This window comes from Streptacidiphilus rugosus AM-16 (assembly GCF_000744655.1).
In the GTDB taxonomy this organism is placed as follows: Bacteria; Actinomycetota; Actinomycetes; order Streptomycetales; family Streptomycetaceae; genus Streptacidiphilus; species Streptacidiphilus rugosus.
Window position 1 is genome coordinate 546,714 of the sequence record NZ_JQMJ01000003.1, and the last position, 25,857, is coordinate 572,570.

Genomic DNA, 25,857 nt, shown 5'->3' on the forward strand with positions numbered 1-25,857 from the left:
CGCGCCGGCGCGCACCCGCGCCGTCATCTCCTTCATTCCGACCACCTCACGGGGGACACCCATGCCTTCCCACCGCTTCACGCTCCGCGCCCTGGCCTGCCTGACCGCCACCGGCCTCAGCGGCGTCGCCCTGCTCGGCCTCGGTGCCGCACCCGCCTCGGCGACCACCAACCGCAGCGCGATCGTCTCGGCCGCCGTCGGTCAGATCGGCGACAACGGCTGCTCGCCCAACAGCTACTACGGCAGTTGCAGCCAGGAATGGTGCGCCGACTTCGCCAGGTGGGCCTGGTCCCAGGGCGGTGTGGACGTCTCGGCGCTCGGCGCGACCGTCACCACCTTCGTCAACTACGGCGACAACAACGGCACCTGGCATGATCCGGGCAGCTACACCCCGCAGCCAGGCGACGCCATGATCTTCGGCGGTTCCGGGTATCCGACCAAGGCCAGCGGCGGCGCCCACGTGGGCCTGGTCGTCAGCGTCTCCGGCAGCACCATCACCGAGATCGGCGGTAACCAGAGCGGCACGGTCAGCGAGATCACCGGTACTGCCGCGTACATCGAATCCCAGCTGGAGGGCGGCTACAACTTCCTCGGCTACGTCAGCCCCGTCGGCGCCATCCCGGCCGGGTTCAACGTCACCGCACACGCCCAGCAGAGCGGCAGCACCGTCAACCTGACCTCCACCGTCACCGCCAACGGCTACGTCAACTACGTCAACTACGTCATCACCGGACCCGGCGGCTACAACCAGACCTTCCGCGCCGGCGGCGGCCCCACCAACCCCAACACCACCGGCTACGCCTACGCCTGGAACACCAGCGGCCTCGCCTCGGGAACGTACTCGATCCAGCCCGTGGCCAACGAGACCGACGGCGCCAACCACACCTACGCCGCCACCACCGTGCAGGTCTCCTCGGGCATGGCCCGACTGGTGTCCGGCGACTTCCTGAACAACGGGCGGATCGACATCGCCGGGATCGACGCGAACAACAACCTGAAGCTCTACACCAACGACGGCACCGGCCACCTGAGCGACAGCGGCGTCTACATGCTGGGCAACACGGGTCTGTGGGCGGGGTTCAAGCAGATCACCGCGGGTGACTTCCTGAACAACGGGCGGATCGACATCGCCGGGATCGACGCGAACAACAACCTGAAGCTCTACACCAACGACGGCACCGGCCACCTGAGCGACAGCGGGATCTACATGCTCGGCAACACCGGCCTCTGGGGCGGCTTCAAGCAGATCGTTGCGGGCGACTTCCTGAACAACGGGCGGATCGACATCGCCGGGATCGACGCGAACAACAACCTGAAGCTCTACACCAACGACGGCACCGGCCACCTGAGCGACAGCGGTGTCTACATGCTGGGCAACACGGGTCTGTGGGCGGGGTTCAAGCAGATCACCGCGGGTGACTTCCTGAACAACGGGCGGATCGACATCGCCGGGATCGACGCGAACAACAACCTGAAGCTCTACACCAACGACGGCACCGGCCACCTGAGCGACAGCGGCGTCTACATGCTCGGCAACACCGGCCTCTGGGGCGGCTTCCGCAGTGTCGTGGCCGGCAACTACCTCGGTGACGGGCGCATCAGCGTCGCGGGGATCGACGCGAACAACAACCTGAAGCTCTACACCAACGACGGCACCGGCCACCTGAGCGACAGCGGGATCTACATGCTCGGCAACACCGGCCTCTGGGCCGGGTTCGGCTCCTGAGCTCCGACCCGACCAGCACCGGGCCTGCGGATCCCACCGGGATCCGCAGGCCCGCCGGCGTTCCGGTCGGCGTCAGAGCAGCGACTCGATGACCCTGGCGACGCCGTCGGTGTCGTGGTCGGTGGTGTGCCGGGGCGTCGCCGCGAGGACTTCGGGGTGGGCGTTGGCGACGGCGTAGGCCGTGCCCGCCCAGGCCAGCATCGGGAGGTCGTTCGGCATGTCGCCGAAGGCCAGCACCCGCTCCGCGATGATGCCCCGCTCGCCGCACCACGCGGCCAGCGCCGCGGCCTTGGTGACGCCCGGCGCGCTGATCTCCAGCATCGGGACCGCCGCCGAGCGCGTCACCTCGCCGAAGTCGCCGACGAGCTCGCGGCCGCGGCGCAGGAACTCGTCGGGATCGATGTCCGGATGCTTGGCCAGCAGCTTGAAGATCTGGTGGCCGGCCGGGCCGGCCAGGATCTCCTCCGCCGGGGCGACCTGGTCCGCCGCGTCCATGTCCCACAGGGTCCGCGGGTAGGCGGGCTCGTGGGAGAAGCCGGCCGGGTACTCGAAGGCGAAGCTCACCTCCGGCAGGGCCTTCCGCAGCGCCCCGACCGTCGCGAGCGCGTCGTCCGCGCGCATCGGGTGGGTCTCCAGCAGCTCCTTGCGGCGCACGTCGTACAGCGCGCCGCCGTTCGAGCAGATGGCGACCCCGTGCGGGCCGATCGCTGTGCTGACCGCGTCCATCCAGCGCGGTGGGCGGCCGGTGACGAAGACGATGCAGACACCCGCCTCCTCGGCGCGGCGCAGCGCCTCCTCGGTACGGGCCGAGACCGTGCCGTCGCTGCGCAGCAGGGTGCCGTCGAGATCGGTGGCGATGAGGGAGGGGAGCACAGGTACATCCTCACATCCCGTTGTGGATCTCTCGGCGGAACCGCGTACGGATGGGTCAGAATCACGTGGTGAGATTCGGCATCCTCGGCACCACCCAGGCATGGACCGACCACGGCGACGAGCTCGCCCTCGGCGGCCCGGGACGCCGCGCGCTGCTGGCGCTGCTGCTGCTGGACGCCGGGCGGACGGTGTCGACGGAGCGGCTGGTCGACGGCCTGTACGGGGAGGAGCCGCCGGGGAACGTCGGCAACGCGCTGCAGTCGCAGGTGTCCCGGCTGCGCGGGGCGCTGCGGCCGGTCGGGGTCGCCGTCGAGGGCGGTCCCGGCGGCTACCGCATCGCCACCGCCCCGGACGAGGTCGACGCGCACGCGTTCGCCCGCCTGGTCGCCGAGGGGCAGACCGGCTGGGGGCGCGGCGACGCGGAGGCGGCGTTCACCGCGCTGACGGCGGCGCTGGCGTTGTGGCGCGGGGAGCCCCTGTCGGACGTCGGCGGTGCGCCCTTCGCCGCGGGCCAGGTGGTGCGGCTGGCCGAGCTGCGGCTCGGTGCGGTGGAGGCGCGGGCGGAGGCCGGCCTCGCCCTGGGACGCGAGCGTGAGCTGATCGCCGAGCTGCGGGCGGCGGTCGCCGAGGAGCCGCTGCGCGAGCGGCTCTCCGCCCTGCTGATGCGCGCGCTCTACGCGGCCGGTCGCCAGGCCGACGCGCTCGCGGTCTTCGCGTCGGTGCGCGAGACGCTGGCGGACACCCTGGGCGCGGACCCGGGGCCGGAACTCGCCGAGCTCCATGTCGCGGTCCTCCGCGCCGACCCGGCGCTGCGCGCGCCCGAGGCGCCGAAGGCGCAGGCCGCGGCGCCTGAAGCAAGATCGCAAAGTGCTTCACGTGAAGCATCTGGCGATCTTGCTCCCGCACCCCGGCCGCAGGCGTCCCCACCCCCCGTGCCGCGCCCGCTGACCAGCTTCGTCGGGCGGGAGCCCGAACTCGCCGGGCTGGCGCACGCCCTGGGCGCGGCGCGCCTGGTCACCCTCACCGGACCCGGCGGCACGGGCAAGACCCGGCTCGCCCTGGAGGCTGCCGCCCGCTATGCGACGGACTCCAGGACGGCCTGCTTCGTCGACCTGTCCCGCGTCGGCGACGAGGCCGCGCTGGTGCCCGCGTTGCTCGGCGCGCTCGGCGTGCGGGAGGGCGGCGTGATCGGCCCCGGCGGGCCAGGTGGTGATCCCGCGGCGCGCCTGGCGCCCGCGCTCTCACGACGTGGCGACCTGCTGCTGGTCCTGGACAACTGCGAGCAGATCGTCGCCGAGGTCGCCGCCCTGGCCGAGGGCCTGCTCGCCGCCTGTCCCGAGCTGCGGATCCTCGCCACCAGCAGGGAGGCCTTGGCCGTCCCCGGCGAGCTGGTCCGGCCGCTCGATCCGCTGCCCGCGGCCGAGGCGCTGCGCCTCTTCGCCGAGCGCGCCGCCGCCGTCCGGCCCGGGTTCGCGGCGGAAGCGCCGGCCGAGGGCGACGCCGTCGCCGAGATCTGCCGCCGCCTCGACGGCCTGCCGCTCGCCATCGAGCTCGCCGCCGCCCGCCTGCGGCTGCTGACCCCGCGCCAGATCGCCGACCGGCTGGACGACCGGTTCCGCCTGCTCACCGGCGGCAGCCGCACCGCGCAGCCGCGCCAGCAGACCCTGCGCGCCGTCGTCGACTGGAGCTGGGACCTGCTGCCCGAGAGCGAGCGGACCCTGTTGCGCCGGGTCTCCGTCTTCTCCGGCGGCTGGACCCTCGCCGCGGCCGAGGCCGTCTGCGACCTCGGCGACGACACCCTCGACCTGCTCGGTGCGCTCGTCGACAAGTCCCTGGTGGTGGCCTACCAGCCGGACGCGGCGGGCGAGATGCGCTACCGGATGCTGGAGACCGTCCGCGCCTACGCCGCCGACCAGCTCGCCGCCGCCGACGAGCAGCGCGCCCAGGCCGACGCCCACCTGGCCTGCTTCCTCGGCTTCGCGGCCGAGGCCGAGCCGTACCTGCGCACCGCGGACCAGCTGGACTGGCTGGCCAGGCTCGCCGCCGACAACGACAACCTGAACGCGGCCCTGCGCCACGCCATCGCGACGGACACCGACAGCGCGCTGGACCTGCTCGCCTGCCTCTCCGCCTACTGGATGCTGCGCGGTCTGCGCACCGAGGGCCGCGCGCCCGCGCAACGGCTGCTCACCGCGCTGGGCGGGGTGATCCCGCCGGCGCGGGAGGAGCAGTTCGTGCTGGCGGTCATGGCGGCGATCTCCGGCGGTATGGACACCCCGGAACTCGCCGGCTGGATCGACAGCTGTCGCCCGGTCATGGACCGCCTGATGTACGCGCATCCGCTGCGCTTCCCGCACCTGATCGTGCAGTGGGCGCCGTTCGTCGGGGTGCCGGACGACGTCTCCATGGCGGCCCAGAACGAGGCGGCCGACGCCGTCCTCACCGACCCCTGGTACCGCGGACTGCTGCACACCGGCATGGGCTTCCAGTACTGGTTCGTCCACGCGGACGCCGAGGCGACCGAGCGCGAGTTCGCGCTGGCGCTGCGGGACTTCGAGAATCAGGGCGACCGCTGGGGCATGGTGATGTCGCTGATGGAGCTGGCCCGGGCGATCGGCCGCCGCGGCGACCGCGAGGCGTCCTCCCGCTGCACCGACCGGGGCCTGGCCCTCGCCGGCGAGCTGCAGTCGCCTGAGGACATGGCGGAACTGCTGTGGAGCCGCGCCGAGCTCAGTCTCGTCGCCGACGACCTGGAGCCGGCGGAGGCGGACCTGCTGCGCGCGGTGAAGCTGGTCGAACCGCTGGGCGTCAGCGACAACCTGGCCCAGGCCCGTCTCGGCCTCGCGGAGGTCGCGCTGCGTCGCGGACGGACGCGGGAGGCACGCGAGCTGTGCGCGCAGGCGCTGGCGAGCCGCCTGGTCGGCTGGGCCAGCGGCGAGTGGACCCAGGCCTCGGTCCTGCTGCTGCTCGCACGGATCGACCTCGGCGAGGGCGCGCGGGACGCCGCGCGCACCCGCCTGCGGGACGCGGCGGCGGCGATCCCCGGCCGCCACAACCTGCCGTACTACGGCTCGCTCGCGGCGCCCGCGGCGGAACTGGCCTTCGGCGACGGCCGGTTCGAGACGGCGGCCGAGCTGTGCGGCGTCGCGGTCCTGCTGGACCCCCTGGGCGGCGAGCCCTCCGTCGCCCGCATCGCCGCGCGCCTCCGCGAACGCCTCGGGTCTGCCGGCTACGACACGTCCTTCACCAAGGGCGCCACCCGCGACCCCCGCGACGCCGTCGACTTCCTCCGCCTCTGGCTCGACACCTAGTTGCACCTCAGGGCGCGAGGCTCTGCCTATTTCCGACTCCGCCGGGCGGGCGCGGCACCTCTCGACGAGGGGCCGGTTGCACGATCCAGGGGCGCGGGCGGTGCGCACGCGGTCAGGGGGCGGTCAGGGGTGGCGGTGAAGCTGCATGCATGACCTCGACCGAGCACATCTCCGGAGCCCGCAAGTGGGGCACCCTCGCCATCTGCTGTGTCGCGTCCCTCGTCCTCGGGATCGACAACACCGTCGTGAACCTCGCGTTCCCGCACCTCGTGCACGACATGCACCCCTCCGCCACCCAGCTGCTCTGGATCGCCGACGCCTACGGCTTCGCCCTCGGCGGGCTCGTCATCGTCATGGGGAACCTCGGTGACCGCTTCGGGCGCAAGCGGCTGCTGTTGCTCGGCGGGGTCGCCTTCGCCCTCGCGTCCGCGCTGACCGCCGAGGCGCCGAGTGCCGGCCTGCTGATCGCGGCGCGTGCCCTCCAGGGCGTCGCCGCCGCGACGATCATGCCGTCGACGCTGTCGCTGGTGCGCAACGCCTTCACCGACCCGAAGGAGCGCACCATGGCCATGGGCATCTCCGGAGGCGTCGCCGCGGGCGGCTTCGCGCTGGGACCGGTCGTCGGTGGGCCGCTGCTCGACCACTTCTGGTGGGGCTCGGTGTTCCTGATCAACATCCCGGTGATGGCCCTGGTCATCGGCTTCGGCGCCGCCCTGCTCGTGGAGTCGCGCAACCCCGCCCCCAGCCGGATCGACTGGCTGAGCGTGCCGCTCTCCGCGCTCGGTGTCGTCGGCGTCATCTACGGGCTGAAGACCGCCGCGAGGGACGGACTCGGTCAGTCCTCGGTCTGGCTCTCCGCCGGGATCGGTGCCGCGCTGCTCGTCGCGTTCGTGGCCCGGCAGCGCCGGATCGCCAACCCCCTCGTCGATGTCGCTCTGCTGCGCGACCGCGGGTTCTCCGGCGCGATCGGGGCCAACACGCTCAGCATCTTCGCCCTCGCCGCCCAGTCGCTGGCCGCCTCGCTCTACTTCCAGGACGTCCGCGGCTACTCCCCGATGGGCACCGGATTCGCACTGCTGCTCGGCCCGCTGGGGGCGATGGTCACCGGTCCGCTCTGTCCGGTCGCGGTGAAGGCGCTCGGGCGGGCCCGGTCGGTGGGCGTCGGGCTGGCGTTGATGGCCGTCTCCTGTTTCGGCTATGTGCTGGTCGGCGTCGACACCAACTACTGGGTGATGGGCGGCGTCATGTTCGTCTCCGGTCTCGGCATCGGGCTGGTCTTCGGGATCTCCAGTGACACCATGCTCGCCAGCACGCCGAAGGAGCGGGCGGGTGCGGCCAGTGCCGTGGAGTCCACCGGCACCGAGCTCGGTGGCGCGCTCGGCATCGCGGTGCTGGGCAGCCTGCTGACGGCCGTCTACCGCGACCGGCTCCAGCTGCCCGCCGGGCTCCCGGCGCAGGCCGCGGCCTCGGCGCACGAGTCCGTCGGCGGTGCGGTCGCCGTCGCCCCGGCCTGCCGGGGCGGCTCGGGGAGGCGCTGACGGCCGGCGCACAGCACGCCTTCGTCGACGGCTTCCACGCCATCGTGATCGCCGGCGGTGCGGTGCTGCTGCTCGGCGCGGGTCTGGTGGTCCGTCGGCTGCGCGGGGTCCCCGCAGTGATCGAGGACCGGCCGGGGGCGGAGGGCAGCAGCGCCGAACCGGCAGCCGTCCCCGCTGCCGCCCAGGTCGCCTGAGCACCGACCGCGGCGAGGCCCGGTGACCCCCAGTCGGGGGGTCGCCGGGCCCCGCGGGTTTCGTCTGCCAGGCGTGGTCAAAGCGTCCAAGCGGCGCTAAGGTCCCGTGCTTGTGCAGAGAACAACGACGGGGCTCGCGAACGCCGAGCCGGGGGCGGTCGGACCCCCCGATCGGCGGGTCCCTGCCCGCCCGGTCTTCGTCGACGCGAGCGGGCGACGGCAGCGGCGGGTGCGCAGGCTCGGCCGGCTCCTCGTGGTGCCCGCGCTGGCCTATGTCGCACTGCTGATCAGTTCGGTGCTGGGCGGGCCCACCGTCAACAGCCCCTATCTGCCACTGCCCCTCGCCCCCAGGGCCTCCCACGCGCCGGTCGCCGATCCGACGGCCACGGCCGGCCCCGGGAAGGGCGTCCACCCGACCCCGGACCGCAGCGGCGCGAACGCGCAGCCGGGCACCGGCGGAGCTTCAGGTTCCGGCGCCGGCACGGGGACCCAGCCCACGCCGGGGACCTCGGCCGCGAGCTCCGCCCCCGGGGCGACGAGCACCGCCACCACGGTCGCGCACGGGCACAGCACCCACACCGCGGCCCCGCCAGGATCCACCCACGTACATCCCACCAAGAAGGCCTGAGCGTACGCACGATGAGCTCCAACAGGCGCAGGTCCCGACGCCGGCGTCGCGGCTCCGGCCGTGAGCTGCCGCTGCGCACGCACTGGCTGCTGCTCGGCACGCTCGCGGTGACGCTGACGCTCGCGCTGCTCATCGAGGGATACACCCAGCACATGTTCGGCAGTACGCCGGACGGTGCAGGGCTCACCCAGGGGCCCTCCGGCCAGGTCCCGAACGCGATATCCCACGGCGGGCCGGTGATCTCCGCCTCGGGCGCGACCCCGCGCACCACCCGGCCGCGGCCCGGCACGGTCGCGCTGACCTTCGACGACGGCCCCGACCCGACATGGACCCCGCAGATCCTCGAGGTGCTGCGCCGGCACGGCGTGCACGCGACCTTCTTCGTCATCGGCGAGAACGTCACCGCCCATCCCGACCTCACCCGCCAGATCGTCGCCGACGGCAACGAGCTCGGCGTGCACACCTTCACCCACCCCAACCTCGGCCTGATCCCGGCCTGGCAGCGCACGCTGCAGTTGCGTGAGACGCAGCTGGCCATCGCCGGGGCGACCGGGCGGACCACGACGCTGCTGCGTCCGCCCTACTCGGCCGGCAACGACTCGCTCGACGACGCCGACTGGGCGGCCATCCGGCAGGCCGGCAGCGAGGGCTACCTCACCGTCCTCACCACCCAGGACACCGAGGACTGGCAGCGCCCCGGCGTCCTGCGGATCGTCGACAACGGCACGGTCCACGGCCGCGCCGGACAGATCGTGCTGATGCACGACGCGGGCGGCGACCGCTCGGAGTCGGTGGCGGCGCTCGACGCGCTGCTGACGGACTACCAGCGTCGCGGCCTGACCGTGGGCACGGTCAGCGCCACCACCGGTCTGTCGTCCCCGATGCAGCCGGCCGCCGCGAGGGACCACTGGATGGGCCTTGCGCTGATCTGGGCGCTGCTGCTGAGCCACTGGCTGCTGGCCGTCATCGGCTGGTGCATGTACGCGGCGGGCGGGCTCAGCGTGCTGCGCGCCGTGATCAGCGTCGTCGCCGCGCGACGTCACAAGAGGTGGACCCGGTACGCCTGGGGCGACCCGGTCACCGAGCCGGCCACGGTCATCGTGCCCGCCTACAACGAGAGCGCGGGCATCGAGGCGGCGGTGCGCTCGCTGGTCGCCTCGGACCATCCGGTCGAGATCATCGTGGTGGACGACGGCTCCACCGACGGCACCGCGGATCTGGTCGAGTCGCTCGGCCTGCCGGGCGTCAGGGTGATCCGCCAGCAGAACGCCGGTAAGCCCGCCGCGCTGAACACCGGCATCGCGGCGGCCTCCTTCGACCTGCTGGTCATGGTCGACGGCGACACGGTCTTCGAACCCGACGCGGTCCGCCGGCTGATCCAGCCCTTCGCCGAGCCGCACGTGGGCGCGGTGTCGGGCAACGCCAAGGTGGTCAACCGCGGCGGCCTGCTCGGCCGTTGGCAGCACATCGAGTACGTGGTCGGCTTCAACCTGGACCGTAGGCTCTTCGACCTGGCCGAATGCATGCCCACCGTCCCCGGCGCGGTCGGCGCGTTCCGCCGGGAGGCGCTGGAACGGGCCGGCGGCGTCTCCGACGCGACGCTGGCGGAGGACACCGACCTCACCATGGCGCTGTGCCGGGACGGTTGGCGGGTGGTCTACGAGGAGCAGGCCGTCGCCTGGACCGAGGCCCCGGCGTCGCTGGGGGCGCTGTGGCGGCAGCGCTACCGCTGGTGCTACGGAACGATGCAGGCGATGTGGAAGCACCGCGGCGCGTTGCTCCAGGGCGGCGCGGCGGGCAAGCTGGGCCGCCGCGGCCTCGGCTACCTGCTGCTCTTCCAGGTGCTGCTGCCGCTGCTGGCGCCGGTGGTGGACATCTTCGCGCTCTACGGGCTGGTCTTCCTGAACCCCTGGTACGTGCTGGCACTGTGGTGCGGCTTCCTGCTGCTGCAACTGCTGATGGGGCTCTACGCCTTCCGCCTGGACGGCGAGCGCCCCGGTCCGCTGTGGAGCCTGCCGCTGCAGCAGTTCGTCTACCGGCAGCTGATGTACCTGGTGGTGATCCAGTCCGCGATCACGGCGCTGGCCGGCGTCCGCCTGCGCTGGCAGCGGATGGAACGCTACGGCTCCCTCCAGGCCCCGGCGACCCCGGCCTCCACCGCCACCCACCCCGCCGCGGCCACCGCCCTCACCAACATCCCGATCCCCGCCCACGCCCTCCCGCCCGAACCGCCCCTCGCTGACGCCTGGGTCTCCGAGGCCTACGCCGCCGAGCGCCTCGGCCACGAGTACGAGCAGCCCAACTACCCGTACACCCAGTACGACTACCGCGACCAGCAGAACGCAGGCCGCTGACCGCGCCCGCGCGCGCGTTCGAGGGGGAGGGCCGGATGCGACCCTTGCTGCTGCTCGACGTGGACGGACCGTTGAACCCGTTCGGCGCGATGCCCGACGACCGCCCCGAGGGCTACCTGGCGCACCGGCTGATGCCGCCCAGCTGGGAGGCGGCCGAGCGGGCCAGGCTGCGTGCCTGGGGCCGCCCGGAGCGGTCGCCGACCCCGCTGCCGGTCTGGCTGAACCCCGCGCACGGGCCGCGGCTGTCGGCCCTGCCGTACGAGCTGGTCTGGGCGACGACCTGGGAGGCGGAGGCCAACGACTTCATCGCCCCGCTGATCGGCCTGCCCGAGCTGCCGTTCGTCCCGTGGCCGGGCCGGCGCCCGGAGTCGCGCCCGGAGCCGGGCGGGAAGCCGCACTGGAAGACGCCCGGACTGGTGGCCTGGGCCGCAGGGCGCCCGTTCGCCTGGGTGGACGACGAGATCACCCCGGCGGACCGGGCCTGGGTGGCCGCCCACCACGGCGCCCCGGCCCTGCTCCTCCGCATCGACCCGAACCACGGTCTCCGGGCGGAGGACTTCACCGCGCTGGAAGCCTGGGCGTCGGCCCTCGGCCGACCGGCCTCCGCCGCGGGGTCGGCCGGGCCGTCCGAGGGGTGAGCGCCGCGTCAGGCTCCGCTCACCCCGGCCCCGCCGTCGCGCAGGGGGAGGACGGTGAGGGGGACGGGCCGGGCGGGGTGGGGGTGAAGGGGGTGAGGGTGGTGCCGATGAGGAGGCACTGGGCGACGCGGTCCGTCGGTTCCTGGTGGCCGGGGGAGAGGAGCTTGGCCGCGCAGGGGTGTTCGTGGACGGTGATCTCGCCGGCGTCGAGGAGGATGCCGTCGCCGCCGTGTTCCCGGGCCTGCCGGAGGAGGCGGGTGCGGGCGTCGGCGCGGATGCCGGTGAGGAGGGCCGTCCAGCCGTCGAGTTCCTGGTTGGTGGCGGCGCGCAGCTGGTCGTGGATCGAGGCGTCCTCGTGGCGCACCCCGATGGAGCGGCCGACCAGCAGGTCCACCGGGACCCAGCCGGCCAGGACGAGCTTGGTGAGGTCCTCGCCGGGAAGGTGCGAGACGAAGGGCCGGGCGACTGGGCCGGACACGCCGCGTGCCCGGACGGCGGTGCCGCTCGCCTGGAAGTCCATGCCCAGCGACGCCACCTCCGACGGCGCGATGTTGACCTGGACGCCCACCACTCCGTGCCCACCCAGCGCCGAGCAGGCCGCGCGCAGCCGCTCCAGGGCCCGGCGGCGCGACCCTTCCAGCACCTGGACCAGGACCTCGCTGGTCGCGCCCGCTCCCGAGAGCCGGATCGGCGCCGGGTCCTTCGGGTTCCTCGGGGCGGTGACGGAGAGGCGGCAGTCGTAGGCGTGCCAGTTCCAGGTCTCGCCGCTGAGTTCGACGTGGTACGAGCCGGTCCCGCGGACCCGGCCGACCGGGTCGAAGCCCGCCGCGCGGATCGCGGCGAAGCCGCGCGGCGGCAGTGTCGCCGCCCACGGGCCGGCCACGGCGGCAGGCTCCGGCCGATCCGTCGACTCCGCCATCGGTCCCCCCGAACCCGTGCGCCCGCCCCTGCCGTCACACCTTCGCAGGCCCGCCACGACCCGACAAGACATCCCGCTCACGTAGGGTCGATGCCATGCGTCTGAGCACGGTGATCCTCCCCATCCACCGGTGGAGCGAGGGACAGAAGATCTGGCGACGGGCCGAGGACCTCGGTTTCCACGCCGCCTACACCTACGACCACCTGTCCTGGCGGTCCTTCCGCGACGAGCCCTGGTTCGGGGCGGTGCCGACGCTGACCGCGGCCGCCACGGCGACCGAGCGGCTGCGGCTGGGGACCTTGGTGACCTCGCCGAACTTCCGGCATCCGGTGACGCTGGCCAAGGAGCTGATGAGCGTCGACGACGTCTCCGGCGGTCGGCTGACGGTGGGGATCGGGGTCGGCGGGGTCGGCTTCGACGCGACCGCGCTCGGGCAGGAGCCGTGGACGCCGCGGGAGCGTGCGGACCGCTTCGACGAGTTCCTGCCGCTCCTGGACGAGCTGCTGACGCAGCCGGTCACCACTCGCGAGGGCCGGTACTACTCCGCCGTCGAGGCCAGGAACATCCCCGGTTGCGTCCAGACGCCGCGCGTCCCCTTCTACGTCGCCGCCACCGGCCCGCGCGGGCTGAAGCTGGCCGCGAAGTACGGCCAGGGCTGGGTCACCTACGGCGATCCGCGCGGCCCGGCCGACGTGCCGGTCGAGCAGGCCCCCGGGGTGATCGCGCAGCAGATCGAGAAGCTGACCGCCGCCTGCGAGGCGGCCGGGCGGGACGTCGCCACGGTCGAGAAGATGCTGCTGCAGGGCTCCACCGCGGAGCGGCCGCTGCAGTCGGTGGACGCGTTCGTCGACTGGGCCGGGCGCTACCAGGAGCTCGGCATCGACGAAGTGGTGATCCACTGGCCGGTGCCTGATTCGATCTTCGAAAACGATCTCGCGGTCTTCGAGCGCATCGCCGTGGAAGGGCTCGCCCAACTGAGCTGACCGCAGCCGACCTGGATTGTTATGGTCTGGACAGCAAGCCTGTCAGCAGGGCTTTTGAGTATGTGAGCAGGAGCCCGCGTTGATCGAAACCGCGCCGCAGACGGTGCATTTCAACATCCTTGGCTCGCTTGAGATTTGGGTCGATCAGCATCGGCTGAGGCTCGGCGGTCCGATCCAGGAGCGGGTGCTCGTCACGCTGCTCCTGGAGGCCCGCCGTGTGGTGCCGGTCACACGGCTGGTGGAGGCCGTGTGGGACGAGGAGCCCCCGGCCACCGCCGTGCACCAGATCCGCAAGGCCGTCGCCGACCTCAGGCGCCGCATCCCCGGGGCGGCGGCCTGCTGGTCACGGACGGCCCCGGCTACCGCGCCGACGTCGACGACGAGCAGCTGGACCTCAACCGGTTCAGCACACTCACCGGCCGGGCCCGGCAGGAGCTGGCCGCGGGCGACGTCGCCGCGGCGGCGGAGCAGCTGCGCGCCGCCCTCGCGCTGTGGCGCGGGCCGGTGATGGCGGGCCTCGGCGGTGACACCGTCACCGCCGCCGCCACCGCGCTGGACGAGCGCCGGCTGGCCGCCGCCGAGCAGCTGTTCCAGCTCAGGCTCAACGAGGGCGAGGCGGCCGAGCTCGTCGGCGACCTGCGCGAGCTGATCGCCGAGCAGCCGCTGCGGGAGACCCTGCGCGGCCAGCTGATGCTCGCCCTGTACCGGTCCGGACGCGCCGCCGAGGCGCTGGAGGAGTACGGGAAGGTCCGCGACCTGCTGGTCGAGGAGCTGGGCATCGACCCGGGACCGCGCCTGGTCAAGCTCTACGAGGCGATCCTGCGGGACAGCGACGAGCTGGCCGGCCCCGAGCGGGCCGAGGCGACGGCCCCGGCCCGTCCCGCCGCCACCGGCACTCCCCCGCCGGCGGCCCAGCCGTCCGGCGGCCCGCTGTCGACCCTCCCCTACGACCTGACCGACTTCACCGGGCGCGACGACGAGCTGCGCCGGCTGCTCGGCTTCGCCGAGGGCGACGCCGAGCACGGCACCCGGATCGTGGCCGTCGACGGCATGGGCGGCAGCGGCAAGACCTCCCTGGCGGTGCGCGCCGCGCACCTGATGGCCGACGGCTACCCCGACGGCCGGCTCTTCGTCGACCTGCGCGGCTACTCGCCGGGCGAGGAGCCGCGCCGCCCCTCCGCCGTGCTGGCCTCGCTGCTGCGCACCCTCGGGGTGCCCGACCAGCAGATCCCCGAGGAGGAGGGCGGGCGGGCGGCGCTGTGGCGCGCCACCCTCTCCGGACGGCGGGTGCTGCTCCTGCTCGACAACGCCCTGGACGTCGCCCAGGTCCTGCCGCTGCTCCCGGCCTCGCCCGGCTGCCTGGTCCTGGTGACCAGCCGGACCCGGCTGATCGACCTGGACGGCGCCGAGTGGATCTCCATCGGCGTGCTGCCCGCCGCCGACAGCAGCAGCCTGCTCGCCGAGACGCTCGGCGCGCAGCGCATGGCGGCGGAGCCCGAGGCGGTCGCCGAGCTGGCCGAGCTCTGCGGTCATCTGCCGTTGGCGCTCCGCATCGCCAGCGCGCGGCTGCGCAACCGGTCCCGGTGGACGGTCCAGTACCTGGTCGACCGGCTGCGCGACGAGACCCGCCGGCTGGGCGAGCTCAGCTCGGGCGAACGGAGCGTCGCGGCGACGATCCAGCTCTCCTTCCAGGCGATGGAGGAGGAGGCGCGGGCCGCGTTCCGGCTCCTCGGCCTGCACCTGGGCGCCGACATCGACGTCCACGCGGCCGCCGCGCTGCTCGGTGCCGATCTCCGCGCGGCGGAGGACCTGCTGGAGCAGCTGCTGGACGTGCACCTGGCGCAGCAGCACGTGCTGGGTCGCTACTGCCTGCACGACCTGGTGCGCAGCTTCGCGCAGAGCCTGCGCACCGAAGCCACCGCGACGGCGGACGGAGCCGCCGTCGAGCGGATCGTCGACTACTACGTGGCGGCCTCGGAGGAGGGCTGCGCCGTGCTCTTCCCCGGACGTGTGCGGCACAGCGTCCAGCTGCCGGCGACCCCGGCGGAACTGCCGGCGCTGTCGCGGCCCGAACAGTCCCGCGGCTGGTTCGACCAGGAGAGCGTCGCGCTGCTGGCGGCCGTGACGTTGGCCCACGAGCGGGGTCTCGACCGTCATGTGGGGGCTTTGGCCCGGAATGTGATGTTCTATCTGAACCTGCGCAGCTCGATCGACGACTACGAGCGCGTGGCGCTGCTGGCCGTGGACTCGGCCCGGCGCCAGGGCGAGCCCAGGGCGCTGGAGATCAGCCTCTCCAATCTGACCAACGCGCACTGGAAGCTCGGCCGCTTCCAGGACGGGATCGCCGTGGCGAAGGAGGCGCTGGAGATCGCGCGGGCCTCCGGCAACACCCACGGGGAGGCCGTCTGCCTGGACCAGCTGGGCCTCCTGCACAGCAGCCTCGGTCGGCTCCGGGAGGCCAGGGCGGACCTGACCCGCGCCGTCGAGCTGCTGGACAACCCGGCGAGCAAGGCCATGGCGCTGTGCAATCTGAGCACGGTGCACGCCTGGCTCGGCCAGTACGACGACGCAGCGGCCGCGGCCGGGGAGGCGCTTCGGCTCGGCTGCGCCGACGGGGCCTGGCTCAACGAGATCACCGCGCTGAACGACCTGGCCATCGCCAGGCTCGGCCTCGGCCGGCCCGACCAGGCCGCGACCTGTCTGGAGAAGGCGCTGCGGATCGGGGACGAGTCCGAACTCCCCGAGGAGCTGGCGCTCGCCTTCGCGCTCGCCGCCGACGCCGCGCACCGGCTGCAGCAGACCACGTCCGCCTCGGCCCACGAGGAGCGGGCGCTGGAGCTGGTGCGGGCCAGGGGCACGGCCGTGCGGCGGTGCCAGGTCGAGAACATCATCGGTCGGCTGCGCCGGCACCGCGGCGCCTACGCGCAGGCGCTGGAGCTGCACGAGAGCGCCGCGCGGTGGGCCGGTGAGATCGACTACCGGGTGGAGCTGGCGCGGGCGTTCGACGGGATGGCCCAGGCGGCGAAGGCGCTCGGCGACACCTCCTCGGCGACCCGGAGCCGGGAGCGGGCCGACGCGCTCTTCGCCGGGATGGGCGTGCCGGACGAGGCCCGCTGAGGGCGCGACGCGAACGACGACGGCGTCCCGTACTCCGAGGTGGAGTGTGGGACGCCGTCGTCGGTGTCGTGCGTGCGCCGCGCGTCGCGGTCAGCTCCCCGGCTGACCGTCGTTCGGGCCGATGCCGTTGCCGTTGCCCGAGGGCTGCGCCACCAGCGGCGCGTTCGGGCCGATGCCGTTCGCCAGGACCTCCACCTCGGCCGGTGCGTTCGGACCGATCCCGTTGCCCGCCGTGACCTGCGTCGTACCCCCGTGCTGTGCCTGCGTCATCGTGATCCCCCCGAAGCCGAGAACCAGTGCCGCCGCGGCGATACCGATGAATCCGGCCTTCTTGATACGCATGTCCCCGCCCCTGAATTCTGCTGTGCCGTGCGCGGCCCGGTTCCGAACCGCTCTTCATGTCCCCCACATTGCTGTCGGCCGTTACTGAACCTATCCCGTTCGGATACCGGACTGATCCCGCCCCAGCAGCTGCCGAACCGAGGCGACGCGTTCCGCTACCAGGGCGGATTCCGGCCCCTCCACGACGACCCTTCCGGTCCCCGCATCAGCGGTGCAGACCCGGACATACGGGAGCTCGGCGACCGCGGCGATGCCCGCGGCGGGGGCCGTCGAGCCGCCTCCGCCGGGCTCGTGCAGGCGGAAGTCGACGGTCGCGGCGGCGGTCTCCGGGCGGGGCGTCGGGACCTGTTCACCGGTCAGCGCACGGGAGAGCCACAGCTCGGGATCGAAGCCCGCGGCCAGCCGCAGCAGCGTCGGGGTGCGGTCGCCCGCGCCGGGTTCGGCGGCGAGGACGACCGCCCCCCGGTCGGTGAGCGCCGCCTGGACGTAACTGAGCCCGAACTCCCAACCGGCGAGGTCGAGCAGGGCGGTGGCGGCCGCCCGCAGCTCGGCCACGTCCGCGTCGTCGAGCACGGCGGGATAGCACTCCTCGACGTCGGCCCTGCCGAAGGGTCCTTCGGACCGCCGCGAGGTGAGGGCGAGGACCTGGTGGGAGCCCTCGACGGTGAGGGTGAGGACGCCGAAGACGGGACCCTCGACCAGCTCCTCCAGGAGGTAGGGCCCCCGCGCCCGTTCCGCGGCCCGCCGCGCGAACCACGCGGTCACCTCCGCCGCGGTGGACAGCAGCCCGACGCGGCGGCGGCCGGCGCCGTCGGTCCGCCGGACCACCAGCGGCAGTCCGAGCTCCCTGATCGCGTCCGGCACCTCGCCGAGCGTCGCGGCCTCGGCCGCCCGGACGCGGCAGCGGCCGCTCTCGTTCAGCAGTCGGCGCAGCGCCGCGTGGTCGCCGAGGAGACGCCCGGCCCGGGCGGCGGCCCGCTCGGCGGTCAGCATCGGTCCCTCTCCGACTGCGCGGCGGTGGCCAGGTGGTCGCAGAGGTTGCCGCCGCTGCCCCAGTGGTCCTGGGCGACGTCGCGGATCAGCACGGTCACGGCCTCCTTGGGGCAGCCGGCGATCCGTGAGGCGCTGGCGGTCAGTTCGGCCACCAGCTCGGCACGGGCGTCGCGGTCGTTGCCCTTCCACCAGTCGACGGTGATCACAGGCACGGGGTTCCTCCAGATGAACGGTTGGACGGGCGAAGTACGGGATCAGGCCCAGAGACTGAGGTAGCGCTCGCCGGTGTCGGGCAGCACCGTGACGACGGTCCGACCCGCGTACGCGGGCTTCGCGGCGAGCCGGGCGCAGGCGTGCACGGCGGCCCCCGCCGAGACCCCGGTGAGGACGCCCTGGCCGCGTGCCAGCGCGCGGGCGGTCCCCATGGCGTCCTCGTCGGAGACCGTGACGACCTCGTCGATCAGCGACACGTCGGTGGTGCCGGCCACGAAGCCGCCGTTGAGGCCGGGGATGCGGTGCTGGCCCGCGGTGCCGAGGGAGAGCACGGGCGAGCTCTCCGGCTCGACCGCCACCACGTGCACCTCGGGCTTGCGCTCCTTGAGGTACCTGGCGATCCCGGTCAGGGTGCCGCCGGTGCCGACGCCGCAGACCAGAACGTCGACCTCGCCGCCGGTCCCGGTCCAGATCTCCGGCCCGGTGGTCTCGTAGTGGGCCCGCACGTTGTCGGGGTTCTCGTGCTGGCAGGTGTACCAGGAGCCCGGCGTGGCCGCGTGGATCTCCTCGGCCCTGGCGATCGCGCCCTGGTAGCCCTCGTCCCTCCCGGTCCGCACCACCTCCGCGCCGAGCGCGGTGAGCAGCGAGATCCGTTCCTGGGTGGCGCTGTCCGGCAGCACGATGACGCAGCGGTAGCCGCGCGCCGCGGCGAAGGCCGCCAGCGCGATGCCGGTGTTGCCGGAGGTGGACTCGACGACGGTGCCGCCGGGACGCAGCTCCCCGCGTTCCTCGGCCGCGCGCAGCATGTAGAGCGCGGCGCGGTCCTTGACGCTGGAGAGCGGGTTGGCCGATTCCAGCTTGGCGAGGACCCGCACCTCGTCGGTGACGCCTTCGAGGCGGAGCCGCAGCAGCGGGGTGGAGCCGACCAGGTCGGTGATGCTGTCGGCGACGGTCTGGGGCATGGTGCGGTCCTCACTGCGGAGAGACGGAGCGGCTTCGTTCCTGGCTTGCACCCAGCCTGGCCGTCCCCGGTCCCGAAGCCTTCCCGTGCCGGTCCCGCCCCAGGACCACGCCCGGTCCCGACTACCGGGTCTCCAGGACCAGTCCGCCGAGGAACCACTGCTCGACCTGCCGCAGCCGCTGCTCCACCTCGGACCGGCTGCGGCCCGAAACCAGCACCGTGCACAGGAAGTCGGAGGAGGTCCTGGCCGCCGCCATGGTCTGCCCCGGCGTGACGAAGACCCGGAAACGCTCGATCCAGGGCAGGTCCGGGGCGGCCTCAGGTACCGCGACGACTCGTCCGGGGCGCTTCATCAGCACCAGCTGACCGGTCATCATGCGCGGTTCCGGCAACCGGTCCTGCTGCGCTTCGGCCACCGGAACCGGCAGTCCGAGCTCCGCCCGCAGCCAGCTCTCGGTCGGATCCGCGCCGAAGAGCAGGCCGACCACGTCGCGGATGGCCGCGCCTCCGGTGCGGCAGGCGATCTCGCAGAGCACCAGCTCGTCGTCGGGGGTGTGGAACACCTCCGCGTGGAAGGCGAAGTTCTCCGGGCCCGGCATCACCTCCAGCAGCCGCTCGGCGAAGGCGAGCAGGCGGTGGGTGAGGGGGTCCTCCGGGTCCAGGGTGAGGTCGATCCGCGGCCCGGTGTCGGTGGCGAAGGTCGCCAGCGGGTACTGGTACTGCGAGGGCCAGGCCATGGCGGTCCGGCCGCCGCGGACCAGGCCGTCCACGTGGCAGAGGGCGCCGGGCACGTACTGCTCGGCGATCAGGTTGGGCTGGCCCGCCCCGTACAGGTCGAAGTCGTCGGCCAGATAGGCGTCCAGCTCGTCCGGGGTCTCCAGGATGCGCAGGCCGACCGAGCCGGCGCTGTCCCTGGGCTTGAGCACGACGGGGTACCCGTACTCGGCGGCGAAGGACAGGATGTCGGTGGCCGTCTCGATCTGCCGGTGCGCGGCCACCCGCACCCCGGCCGCCGCCGCGAGCTCCTTCATGACCGCCTTGTCCCTGAACGGCAGTACCGAGTCCGGCTGCTGGCCCGGAAGTCCGAGGAACTCCCGCAGTGCGGCGGCTCGTTCCAGGTCGCGCTCATGGCTGGCGAGGACGTGGGTGACGCCGCGTTCGCGGGCCAGGTCGACGACCCGCTCCTCCAGCGCGCCGCTGGCGTCGTAGCCCGCGACCGCCTCGGTGTACGCGTAGCCGGAGCCGCTCTCCGGGATCTCCTCGCCGACCCTGGCCAGATTGTCCGGGCAGGCCAGCAGCAGCACGTCGTCCTCGTGGTCGGCGAGCCAGCGGTCGTAGGGGACGGCGTGCACCGAGCCGACCTGGTGCAGGACTATGACACTCATCGGACCGTCTCCAGCAGCTCGTTCGTCGACCGTCGCGCCATCGGGGACGGTCCTTCCACGCCGGCCTGGGCGCGGACCAGGGCGCGGGTGGGCGCCGTGTGGCCGGTGTACCGGACCCGGTCCACCACCCACGCGCCATGGGCGTCCCGCACCGCGTCGACCTCCAGTGGGTGGCCCGCCGACGGGGCGAGGGCGGTCAGCGCGGCGTCGGTCACCGGGAGCCCGGGACCGCGGTGCCGCTCGCCGAGGGTCATCGGCTCCACCACCAGGGCGGCGGTGCTCCGCTCGCCCTCGGTCAGCCCGCCCCGGGCGAAGGCCCGCAGGGCCGCCTCGTCGGTCAGCTCCGCGACGACCCCGCGCTCGGCGCCGCGCCGCCGCCGGACGGCCAGCGGGTAGCCCCAGGCGTGCGCGGCCCGGTAGAGGTCGGGGATCCGGCCCGCCGCCGCGCGCGGCAGCGTGGGAACCCCGGCGGCGGCCAGCAGTTCGCCGGCCAGGATCAGGTCGGCCCCCGCCAGGGCCTGGTCGCGGGTCTGGCCCGGCAGGCACAGGTGGTCGCGGAGCGAGCCCGCCCGGATCTGGTCGTCCGGGTGCAGGGCGATCACGCCTGCGACGGGCGTACGGGCGGCGGTCCGCAGGACCGCCAGCTCGGCGGCGGCGGTGTCGGCGAAGCCGGGGAGCTCGGTGTCGCCGATCCGCACGATGCGGTGGCCGGTGTCGCCGAGCCACTGGCCGTACGGCAGTTCGCCGAGCGAGGCGCGGTGGAGGATCACCAGGGTGGTCATGACTGCTCCTCGCCTTCCATGCGGATGGTCAGCCGGGTCGCCAGCAGCTCCTCGCAGAGCAGCACGGCCTTGTCGGTGTCGGCGGCGGTGACGGCGAGCATCCCGAGGCGGTCCCAGTTGTCCCTGGTCGCCGGCACGACCGTGCCCGGCCGGGCGGCGAGGTCCAGGGCGATCACGTCGGGGTGGGCGCGCAGCTCCGTCACGCCCTCGACCTCGCGGACGGTCCCCTCGCGGCCGATGACGCCGCGGGCGCAGGCGGCGGCGCGGGCCGTCGGCCGCTGTTCCAGTGCGTCGACCAGGCCGAACGGCCAGGCGAGTGCGTATCGGACCAGGTCGATGCCGTAGGCCGCCTCGACCAGGCTCTGGATCCGGCCGCCGCCGTTGCGGTTGTGGCCCTCGATGATCAGCGGTCCCCGGGGCGAGAGCCGCAGCTCGGTGTGGCCGGGGCCGTCCTGGACGCCCATCGCGTCGAGGAACGCGGCGACCGCCTGCTCGACGCCGCGCTCCTGCTCCGGCTCCAGCCGGGCCGGCAGGGCGTGGCCCAGTTCGGCGAAGTGGGTCTCGTCGACGAGCTTCTCGGTGATCGCGACCAGCACGTGGCGGCCGCCGAAGCTGAACGACTCGACGCTGAACTCCGGTCCGGGGATGTACTCCTCCATCAGGTAGTCGTCGAGCCGATAGAGCGTGCTGCCCCGGTCGACGCCGGTCTGCCTGGCCGCGCCGATCCGCTGCCAGACCTCGTCGAGCTGCTCGGGGCCCTGGACCTTGAAGATGCCGAACCCGGCGGTCAGGTCGACCGGCTTCACCACGAAGGGGTAGCCGTGCGCGCGCCCGAAGGCGGCCATGCTGTGCCGGTCCACCAGCGGCTCCGCGCCGATCGCGAACTGCGGCGCGGTCACCGCGAGATGACGTCGCATGGCGAGCTTGTCGCGGAGCAGGTTGGCCGCGGACCAACTGGTCCCGCCCAGGCCGAACATGTCGTTGACCCGTCCGGCGATCTCCAGCCCCGGCTCGGTCAGGGAGAGCGCGGCGGCGAAGGGCCAGCGCTGGTGGGCCGCCCTGACCAGCGGCTCCACCACGGTCCAGTCCGTGAAGTCGGCGACGAAGGTGACGTCGGCGAGCTGCGCCTGCTCCGGCTCGAACCTGTCCTTGTGCTGGATCAGGATCACGTGCAGGCCCAGCGACTTGGCGATCCGCAGCGGCTCGGTGAGGTGGCCGAGGACGAGCAGGGTCTTCGCCGGGTCCATGGCCGCGGCGGATCCTCGGCCGACCGCCGGGGCGTCCGGCCGGGTCAGCCGCAGCAGCGCCTTGGCCGCGGCGGCCCGCTGCTCGGTCTGCTCGGCGTCGGACCCGTCGACGATCACGAAACCGTGCCGGCTGCCCGAGTGCACCGTGACCGGCAGCCGGTCGCCGGGCCCGTAGGGGAAGTTCAGGTCGTGGACGTGGCCCAGCCGGCCGATCGCGTCGAGTCCGCCGACGGCGGTGATCGGCCCCGGCTCCAGCTGGAAGAAGGAGATCGCGGCGGACCTGACGGCCGGAGCGGGCACGACGTCGCGCCCGGCCAGGGCCTCGAAGATCGCCGCCTCGATGTCGAAGCCGGTGGCGATACGGATCAGCTGCGGGATCCGGTCACCGCCCAGCCGCGCCTGCGACTCGACGACGCGCGGCCCGGCCGCGGTCAGGATGATCTCGGTGTGGGCCGGGCCGAAGCGGTGCCCGGCGGCGTCCAGCAGGGCGACGACCAGCTCCCGCACGTCGCGCGCGGTGTCGGCCGGGAGCGGCGCCGGGAAGAGCTGCCCGGTCTCCACGAAGAGCGGCCCGTCGGTGACCCGCTTCGCGGTGATGCCGACGACCTGGTGGACACCGCCGGCGCTGAGCGTCTCGACGCTGAACTCCGGTCCCTCCAGGTACTCCTCCAGCACCACCGGGCCCTGGTAGCCGAAGTCGTCGATCTCGCCGCGCCAGGCGCCCAGGTCCTCGGGTCCGTGCACCAGCCGCACCGCGGCGCTGCCCGCCAGCCGGGTCGGCTTGACCACCGCCGGGTAGCCGAAGGCCTCCATCAGCGCCGGGACCTCGCCCGCCGTCGCGGCCACCGCGGTGCGCACCGGCGAGAGCCCGCGCTCGGCGAGCAGCTGCCGGGTCAGCGCCTTGTCGTTGAGAAAGCGCACCGCCCGCACCGGGTTGACGGCCAGCCCGAGCGCCTCGGCCTCCTCCACCACCGCCAGCATCGTGGCCTCCTGGCCCAGATGCAGGATGTGGGCGACGTCGTGGGCCAGGGCGGTCTCGCGGACCAGGGCCCGCAGGGCGGCCTCGTCCTCGAAGTCGACGTGGAGCAGGTCGGCGGAGTGCGCGGCGACGTCGGCCAGATAGGCCTCGGACTGCAGGGTCGGGTCCCAGATCGACCAGACCTGGAATCCGGCGGCCGCTGCCTTCTCCACCAGCTGGCGGTAGGGCTGGACCATCAGGATCCGGTGGTTGGCGGTCATGGCGGTTCGGGTCCTCTCGGAGGGGTGGGGAAGGTCTCGGGGGTGCGCGGCGGAGCTCGTCGTCGCTCGCTGCGTGCTCATCGGGCCACCGCGGACTCGGGTGCGGCCGAGGCGGCCGGGCCGGCCGCGCGGGCGGCCTCCTGGGCGTCCTGGGCACGGAAGAGGGCGCGGTACAGGACCATGGCCGCGGCGCCGAAGACCGCGTAGAGGACGGCCATGCCCCAGCTGGGCACGACGGCGCTCAGGGTGACGCAGAGGGAGCCGACCAGCAGGCCGAGCCGGATCTGGAGCCCGTAGGCGGCCATGTACTTGGTGCGCGAGTGGTCGGGGACCGCGTTGGCCAGCAGGGTCTGCTTGACCGGCGCGCTCATCAGCTCGCCGGCGGTCACCACGAAGGTCGCCACGATCAGCGTCCAGGCGTCGCCGCTCACCGCCCAGACCATGTAGCCGAGGGTGAAGATCACCAGGCCGACCATCAGCCGCCGCCGCTCGTCGACCCTGCCCAGCAGCTTGCCGAGCCAGAGGGCGCAGCAGACGACCAGCAGGGTGTTGACCGCCCGCATGATGCCGAGCATGTTGACGCCGGTGACGCGCAGCTGCCACGAGCCGATGTGGATCAGGTCCTGGGTGGTGAAGTGGTCGCCGAGCCGCACCGCGATGGAGGAGGAGATCTGCACCTCGACCGAGCGGACCAGCAGCGCGGCGAGGATCAGCCGCAGGAAGACCCGGTCGCGCAGCACGGACACGTAGCCGACCAGGGCCGACTTCACGCCGCGCGGGTTCGCGGTGCCCTCGGCGGGCGCGGTCTCGCTGATGCCGAAGAACGTGGTGGTGAAGTTCGCCCCGAGCATCACCGCGGCGGCAGCCAGGAGTTGGAAGAAGTAGCCGTTGTAGAAGAAGCCGCCGACCAGCGAGCCGAGCATGAAGGCCAGGTTGGTGGACCAGTAGTTGATCGTGTAGACGGCCGTCCGCGACTCGGTCGTGGTGACGTCGACGAGCATGGCGTCGTTCGCCGGCAGCGCGGTGCCCGCGGAGCAGGCGGCGCACAGGTAGAGGACGAACATCGCGACGCCGTCGCCGCCGCCGACCGGCGAGGCGACCAGGGCCAGACCGGCGTAGGCGAGGAAGGCGCCCAGCTCGCCGCCGAGCAGCACCGGACGGCGGCCGTAGGTGTCGGACAGGTGCCCGCCGACCAGGTTGCAGGTGATGGCGGCCAGCGACACGGTCAGCGTCATCAGGCCCGCGGTGGCGGGGCCGTAGAGCTTCGCGAAGTGGATCACCATCAGCGGAACGAGCATGATGTCGAAGAAGCGCTGGACGAAGCCGACGCCGACGCGCAGCCGCAGGTTGGGGTGCAGGTCCTTGAAGTTCATCGGGTCGCTCCCGCGGTGACGAGGTTCTGGGCGGAGGCGCCGGCGGGCGCCTGCGGGGACGGGTCCGCGGACGCCTCGGCGGGCGTCTCCGCGGGCGTCTCGGCGGGCCACCAGCTCAGGTAGCGCTCACCGGTGTCGGGGAAGACGGTCACCACGGTCGAGCCCGCGAGGTCGTGGCGGCGGGCCAGCACCGCGCAGGCGTGGGCGGCGGCCCCCGAGGAGACGCCGACCAGCAGCCCGGCCCGGCGGGCGATCGCCCGGGTCGCGGCGGCGGCCTCCTCGTCGGAGACCGCGATCACCTCGTCGATCAGGGTCAGGTCGGTGACCGGGCTGACGAAGCCGCCGTTCAGCCCGGGGATGCGGTGCGGTCCGGGCTCGCCGCCGGACAGCAGCGCGGAACCTGCGGGTTCGACGGCGACGACCCTGAGCTGCGGATTGCGCTCGCGCAGGTGACTCGCGATGCCGGTCAGCGTGCCGCCGGTGCCGACCGAGCAGACCAGCACGTCGACCCGGCCGCCGGTGGCGTCCCAGATCTCCGGTCCGGTGGTCTCGTAGTGGGCTCGCACGTTGTCGGGGTTGGTGTGCTGGCTCGCGTACCAGGAGTCCGGCAGTTCGGCGGCGCGCCGCTGCGCGTGCTCCACGCAGCCGGCGAAGCCGAGCGAGGAGTCGGTGAACTCGACCTCGGCACCCAGCATCCGCAGCGTCAGCACGCGTTCCCGCGAGGCGTTGTCCGGCAGCACGATCAGGCAGTGGTAGCCGCGGGCGGTGGCCAGCGAGGCCAGGGCGATGCCGGTGTTGCCCGAGGTGGACTCGACGACGGTGCCGCCGGGACGCAGCTCGCCGCGTCGCTCGGCGGCGAGCAGCATGGAGAGCGCGGCACGGTCCTTGATGCTGGAGAGCGGGTTGGCCGACTCCAGCTTGGCGAGGATCCGCACCTCCTCGCCCACGCCGTCCAGGCGCAGCCGCAGCAGCGGGGTGGATCCGACCAGGTCGATGACGCTGTCGGCGACGGTCTGGGGCATGGTGCGGTCCTCACTGCGG

The 25,857-nt window shown here is 73.4% G+C and carries 20 protein-coding genes; 9 read left to right on the forward strand and 11 right to left on the reverse strand.

What is annotated here, in order from left to right; all coding sequences use genetic code 11:
- Positions 1-61 precede the first annotated feature (61 nt).
- Positions 62-1,726 (forward strand): CHAP domain-containing protein, encoded by a 1,665-nt coding sequence (locus BS83_RS05900; protein WP_037601674.1) that lies wholly within the window; start codon positions 62-64, stop codon positions 1,724-1,726.
- Between the two features lie 72 nt (positions 1,727-1,798).
- Here BS83_RS05900 and BS83_RS05905 read toward each other — a convergent pair whose 3' ends face one another.
- Positions 1,799-2,599 carry a Cof-type HAD-IIB family hydrolase gene (locus tag BS83_RS05905; RefSeq protein ID WP_051942687.1) on the reverse strand — a complete coding sequence of 267 codons (801 nt, stop codon included), beginning with the start codon at positions 2,597-2,599 and terminating at the stop codon, positions 1,799-1,801.
- A gap of 68 nt (positions 2,600-2,667) precedes the next feature.
- Between BS83_RS05905 and BS83_RS05910 the strand changes: the two genes are divergently transcribed.
- The 6 genes from BS83_RS05910 (at position 2,668) to BS83_RS05930 (ending at position 11,262) form a co-directional block, all read left to right on the forward strand.
- Positions 2,668-5,910, forward strand: a complete 3,243-nt coding sequence (locus BS83_RS05910) for an AfsR/SARP family transcriptional regulator (protein ID WP_063774131.1) — start codon at positions 2,668-2,670, stop codon at positions 5,908-5,910.
- A 149-nt stretch (positions 5,911-6,059) separates the two neighbouring features.
- Complete coding sequence (locus BS83_RS05915) at positions 6,060-7,448, forward strand: MFS transporter (RefSeq protein ID WP_063774102.1); 1,389 nt, start codon at positions 6,060-6,062, stop codon at positions 7,446-7,448.
- A gap of 44 nt (positions 7,449-7,492) precedes the next feature.
- Positions 7,493-7,642, forward strand: a complete 150-nt coding sequence (locus BS83_RS45160; RefSeq protein WP_157596951.1) for a hypothetical protein — start codon at positions 7,493-7,495, stop codon at positions 7,640-7,642.
- 112 nt (positions 7,643-7,754) lie between these two features.
- The gene (locus BS83_RS05920; RefSeq protein WP_157596953.1) at positions 7,755-8,270 is read left to right on the forward strand and encodes a hypothetical protein; all 516 of its coding nucleotides are present in this window, start codon (positions 7,755-7,757) and stop codon (positions 8,268-8,270) included.
- Positions 8,271-8,281: 11 nt separating this feature from the next.
- Positions 8,282-10,624, forward strand: coding sequence for a bifunctional polysaccharide deacetylase/glycosyltransferase family 2 protein (locus BS83_RS05925; RefSeq protein ID WP_084713165.1), 2,343 nt, complete (start codon positions 8,282-8,284; stop codon positions 10,622-10,624).
- 35 nt (positions 10,625-10,659) lie between these two features.
- Entirely contained in the window at positions 10,660-11,262 is a 603-nt protein-coding gene (locus BS83_RS05930; protein WP_037601684.1) for a hypothetical protein, read from the forward strand.
- Positions 11,263-11,281: 19 nt separating this feature from the next.
- Here the strand turns inward: BS83_RS05930 and BS83_RS41465 are convergent, their stop codons facing one another.
- Positions 11,282-12,145 (reverse strand): heavy metal-binding domain-containing protein, encoded by an 864-nt coding sequence (locus tag BS83_RS41465; RefSeq protein ID WP_051942688.1) that lies wholly within the window; start codon positions 12,143-12,145, stop codon positions 11,282-11,284.
- Positions 12,146-12,276: 131 nt separating this feature from the next.
- Between BS83_RS41465 and BS83_RS05940 the strand changes: the two genes are divergently transcribed.
- Together BS83_RS05940 and BS83_RS05945 are read left to right on the forward strand one after the other, a co-directional pair.
- The gene (locus BS83_RS05940; RefSeq protein WP_037601687.1) at positions 12,277-13,164 is read left to right on the forward strand and encodes an LLM class flavin-dependent oxidoreductase; all 888 of its coding nucleotides are present in this window, start codon (positions 12,277-12,279) and stop codon (positions 13,162-13,164) included.
- Between the two features lie 249 nt (positions 13,165-13,413).
- Positions 13,414-16,281 carry an AfsR/SARP family transcriptional regulator gene (locus tag BS83_RS05945; protein ID WP_232248067.1) on the forward strand — a complete coding sequence of 956 codons (2,868 nt, stop codon included), beginning with the start codon at positions 13,414-13,416 and terminating at the stop codon, positions 16,279-16,281.
- 90 nt (positions 16,282-16,371) lie between these two features.
- Here BS83_RS05945 and BS83_RS05950 read toward each other — a convergent pair whose 3' ends face one another.
- The 9 genes from BS83_RS05950 to BS83_RS05995 all read right to left on the reverse strand — a co-directional run bounded on the left by BS83_RS05950 (position 16,372) and on the right by BS83_RS05995 (position 25,838).
- A complete protein-coding gene (locus BS83_RS05950; RefSeq protein WP_037601690.1) occupies positions 16,372-16,623 on the reverse strand; it encodes a hypothetical protein in 252 nt (83 codons plus the stop codon).
- Positions 16,624-16,713: 90 nt separating this feature from the next.
- Positions 16,714-17,616 (reverse strand): hypothetical protein, encoded by a 903-nt coding sequence (locus BS83_RS41470; RefSeq protein WP_051942689.1) that lies wholly within the window; start codon positions 17,614-17,616, stop codon positions 16,714-16,716.
- The gene (locus tag BS83_RS05960) at positions 17,610-17,828 is read right to left on the reverse strand and encodes a tautomerase family protein (protein WP_037601694.1); all 219 of its coding nucleotides are present in this window, start codon (positions 17,826-17,828) and stop codon (positions 17,610-17,612) included. The genes BS83_RS41470 and BS83_RS05960 overlap by 7 nt, the downstream gene beginning before the upstream one ends.
- Before the next feature lie 42 nt (positions 17,829-17,870).
- Complete coding sequence (gene cysK, locus BS83_RS05965; protein WP_037601696.1) at positions 17,871-18,791, reverse strand: cysteine synthase A; 921 nt, start codon at positions 18,789-18,791, stop codon at positions 17,871-17,873.
- Between the two features lie 121 nt (positions 18,792-18,912).
- A complete protein-coding gene (locus BS83_RS05970) occupies positions 18,913-20,175 on the reverse strand; it encodes an ATP-grasp domain-containing protein (protein WP_037601699.1) in 1,263 nt (420 codons plus the stop codon).
- Complete coding sequence (locus tag BS83_RS05975) at positions 20,172-20,957, reverse strand: hypothetical protein (protein WP_037601702.1); 786 nt, start codon at positions 20,955-20,957, stop codon at positions 20,172-20,174. The genes BS83_RS05970 and BS83_RS05975 overlap by 4 nt, the downstream gene beginning before the upstream one ends.
- Entirely contained in the window at positions 20,954-23,443 is a 2,490-nt protein-coding gene (locus BS83_RS46295; protein ID WP_198035149.1) for an ATP-grasp domain-containing protein, read from the reverse strand. The genes BS83_RS05975 and BS83_RS46295 overlap by 4 nt, the downstream gene beginning before the upstream one ends.
- Before the next feature lie 77 nt (positions 23,444-23,520).
- On the reverse strand, positions 23,521-24,816 hold the full coding sequence (locus tag BS83_RS05990; protein WP_037601704.1) for an MFS transporter: 1,296 nt from the start codon (positions 24,814-24,816) through the stop codon (positions 23,521-23,523).
- Positions 24,813-25,838: a PLP-dependent cysteine synthase family protein gene (locus BS83_RS05995; protein ID WP_037602809.1), complete on the reverse strand. Its 1,026-nt coding sequence runs from the start codon at positions 25,836-25,838 to the stop codon at positions 24,813-24,815. Before BS83_RS05995 ends, BS83_RS05990 begins: the two co-directional genes overlap by 4 nt.
- Positions 25,839-25,857 lie beyond the last annotated feature (19 nt).

Excerpts from the sequence above, each read along its gene's own strand:
- BS83_RS05900 (WP_037601674.1), top strand. The coding sequence starts at position 62 with ATGCCTTCCCACCGCTTCACGCTCCGCGCCCTGGCCTGCCTGACCGCC.
- BS83_RS05915 (WP_063774102.1), top strand. The coding sequence starts at position 6,060 with ATGACCTCGACCGAGCACATCTCCGGAGCCCGCAAGTGGGGCACCCTC.
- BS83_RS05925 (WP_084713165.1), top strand. The coding sequence starts at position 8,282 with ATGAGCTCCAACAGGCGCAGGTCCCGACGCCGGCGTCGCGGCTCCGGC.
- BS83_RS05930 (WP_037601684.1), top strand. The coding sequence starts at position 10,660 with ATGCGACCCTTGCTGCTGCTCGACGTGGACGGACCGTTGAACCCGTTC.
- BS83_RS05940 (WP_037601687.1), top strand. The coding sequence starts at position 12,277 with ATGCGTCTGAGCACGGTGATCCTCCCCATCCACCGGTGGAGCGAGGGA.
- BS83_RS05950 (WP_037601690.1), bottom strand. The coding sequence starts at position 16,623 with ATGCGTATCAAGAAGGCCGGATTCATCGGTATCGCCGCGGCGGCACTG.
- BS83_RS41470 (WP_051942689.1), bottom strand. The coding sequence starts at position 17,616 with ATGCTGACCGCCGAGCGGGCCGCCGCCCGGGCCGGGCGTCTCCTCGGC.
- cysK (WP_037601696.1), bottom strand. The coding sequence starts at position 18,791 with ATGCCCCAGACCGTCGCCGACAGCATCACCGACCTGGTCGGCTCCACC.
- BS83_RS05970 (WP_037601699.1), bottom strand. The coding sequence starts at position 20,175 with ATGAGTGTCATAGTCCTGCACCAGGTCGGCTCGGTGCACGCCGTCCCC.
- BS83_RS05975 (WP_037601702.1), bottom strand. The coding sequence starts at position 20,957 with ATGACCACCCTGGTGATCCTCCACCGCGCCTCGCTCGGCGAACTGCCG.
- BS83_RS46295 (WP_198035149.1), bottom strand. The coding sequence starts at position 23,443 with ATGACCGCCAACCACCGGATCCTGATGGTCCAGCCCTACCGCCAGCTG.
- BS83_RS05990 (WP_037601704.1), bottom strand. The coding sequence starts at position 24,816 with ATGAACTTCAAGGACCTGCACCCCAACCTGCGGCTGCGCGTCGGCGTC.
- BS83_RS05995 (WP_037602809.1), bottom strand. The coding sequence starts at position 25,838 with ATGCCCCAGACCGTCGCCGACAGCGTCATCGACCTGGTCGGATCCACC.